Annotated in this window: 3 protein-coding genes; all 3 read right to left on the minus strand. The window is 67.0% G+C overall.

All coding sequences use genetic code 11. From position 1 onward, the window contains the following. The gene (locus KY572_RS46760; RefSeq protein WP_224250308.1) at positions 1-474 is read right to left on the minus strand and encodes a hypothetical protein; all 474 of its coding nucleotides are present in this window, start codon (positions 472-474) and stop codon (positions 1-3) included. Between the two features lie 6 nt (positions 475-480). After that, positions 481-1,827 carry a PilW family protein gene (locus tag KY572_RS46765; protein ID WP_224250309.1) on the minus strand — a complete coding sequence of 449 codons (1,347 nt, stop codon included), beginning with the start codon at positions 1,825-1,827 and terminating at the stop codon, positions 481-483. 3 nt (positions 1,828-1,830) lie between these two features. Next, the coding region (locus tag KY572_RS46770) for a type IV pilus modification PilV family protein (RefSeq protein ID WP_456077677.1) at positions 1,831-2,370 on the minus strand (540 nt) is incomplete at its 5' end.

The raw sequence follows: 2,370 nt of genomic DNA on the forward strand, positions 1-2,370 counted from the left end.
CTACAAGCCGACCCGGACCATGAACTCGATCTCGCGCTCGGCGCTCGAGGGGTCATCGGTCTCACGGCACACGGCGGTGACGGTGTAGAACTTCGTCTTGGGACTGATGGTGTTGCTGTTGGAGATGTCCTGAACCTCGCGGTTCGGGTCCTTCATCGTGCTGGACACGTCGCTGGCGCTCAGCTCGGCCAGGCGGCCGAAGTGTCCCGTGCGCAGCTTGGTGCCGCGCAGGTCCTCGTCGATGAGGATCTTCTTGGGCCCCTCGAAGTCCAGCATGTTCAGCTTCGAGAGGAAGAGGTTGCGCGCGGCCTGGACGCAGGAGGACATCACGTCCTCCTGGGTCTGAATCTCGGAGGCGGCGCGCTCGGTGCCGGTGAAGGAGATGGCGCCCGCCACCAGCAGGGTGATGAGCACCACGACGATCATGGCCATGACGAGCGCCATGCCGCGGGCATTGGGAGTCGGGAAGTGCATGGGGGCTCAGCCTCCACCGGGGTTGATGGGACCAAACTGCCGGTTGAGCAGCAGGTTCTTGGGGGTGATGGATTCGCGCAGGATGGCGCGGTAGTAGTGCCCGCCCGAGGGGGTGAACTGCGGGTCGACGGGCGTCAGGGTGAGGTTCTCCAGGTGGCGCCAGGGAATGACGGTGTTGGCGAGCGCCGGGCCATCCGGGTACGGGGTGCCATCCGGTCGCACCAGCAGGTTGTCACCCGTAATCTGAGGGTCTGGCACCGAGCTGCGCGCCACGACGGTCATGCGCACCTGGCGGATGTTGGCCGGGTGGTCCAGCAGGCGCTTGTAGGGCATGTCCTGCGGGTTGAAGGCGGCGTACTGGCCGACGTTGAAGAACCAGCCGTGGGGCAGGTTGGTGAGGTCCCGCTCCTCCCACTTCTCGCCGTAGTGGTCGGGCGGCATGAGCTCGTTGACGCCCAGGATGATGGGCGTCTTGTCGGTGTCCTTGTTGTTGGTGTCCAGCACGTAGGCCACCTGGAGCTGCTCGATGCCCTCGGCCACCGGCACCGCGTCGTTGATGTCGATGACGCCGTCGCCCTGCACATCCAGGGCGCTGGGCATGTCCAGGCCCTGGTGCATCATGAGGTAGGGCGTGCGCTCGGGGGTGGCCGGGTTGCCGTCGTCGTCATAGGTGGTGACGAAGAAGGCGGCGCGGTGGATGAGCAGCACGTGCGGCGGCTGTCGGCCGAAGCAGGCGTGGGTGAAGCCCGGGTCTGACTGCTCGTGGAAGAGGCGGCCGGGAGCTTGGATGGGGGAGTTGGCGGCGGCCGTCTTGGGCGTCGGGTCGAGCGGAATCTCGGTGGCGCCGGTGGGGACGAAGGCGCCCACGGTGACGAACACGTGCGGCGGGTTCTCGTCCACGGTGATGTCCGGGAAGCCGGGGTCGCGCTCGCACAGCACCAGCAGAATCTGTCCCTTGCGCAGGGGCTGGGTGAGCGGGGCGGAGGCTTGCAGGGAGATGAGGGTGCTGGTGACGTTGGCGGCCCTGCGGCGGAACAGGCCATCGCGCCAGTGCACCGCGAAGGCATCCGGGAAGCCGACGTCCTGCGCGTCATTGGCGGCGTTGTACGAGTCGTAGGCGATGATGGCCCTGTCCGGGTTGACGCCATAGCCGGCCACGCGCAGGTGCCGGCCCAGGAAGGCCAGGGCCTGACGGCTGTTGGCCTGCACGCCGCGACGGCTGGCGTGGGACTGGTACTGCTGCGCCTGGGAGATGAAGGTGAGGCTGATGCCCAGCAGCACCACCGCACCCACGGCGGCGCCCACCAGCAGCTCCAGCAGCGTGAAACCTCGAGAGCGAACGGACTTGCGCATGACTCACAGCTCCAGGGAGGTGTTCGGGTCGCCGGTCATCGCCGCGACGCTGTATTTCACGGCCCAGGTGTTCACCTGCTTCATGCCGCCACCCGGCGCGGGGAAGCGCACCATGATGAGGATGCGTATCTGGTCCACCTGGTTGAAGCGCTCGGGGTTGGCCACCCGGACGGCGCGCCAGGCCACCTGGTAGAAGTTGGTCTGGCCCTCGGAGGTGAAGATGGCGTCGGCGGCGCCCAGCATGGGCCGCTCGGCCACCTGCGCCATGGCGGTCTGCAGCGTCACCAGGCCGTCCCCGTTCTCCATGTTGGAGAAATCCGCATCGTTCAAGGTCAGGTTGGTGGGGGTGTTGAGCAGGGCGTGGTTGAAAGGCAGCCGCTCGAAGGAGTCGGCCACGTCACGGGCAATCTTGCTGGCGGTAGTCTGGGAGCGGGCCAGGTTGTTCTGCTGACTGGCCAGCACGTTCATCTGCATGACGCCCAGGATGCCGACGGAGAAGACGACCAGGGCGGCCATGGCCTCGATGAGGCTGGTGCCGCGAGG

The sequence above is a fragment of the Hyalangium gracile genome, from assembly GCF_020103725.1.
GTDB classification, from domain to species: domain Bacteria; phylum Myxococcota; class Myxococcia; order Myxococcales; family Myxococcaceae; genus Hyalangium; species Hyalangium gracile.

What these genes read in the sequence shown, in the direction of transcription:
- KY572_RS46765 (WP_224250309.1), bottom strand. Translation starts at nt 1,827, where the DNA reads ATGCGCAAGTCCGTTCGCTCTCGAGGTTTCACGCTGCTGGAGCTGCTG.
- KY572_RS46760 (WP_224250308.1), bottom strand. Translation starts at nt 474, where the DNA reads ATGCACTTCCCGACTCCCAATGCCCGCGGCATGGCGCTCGTCATGGCC.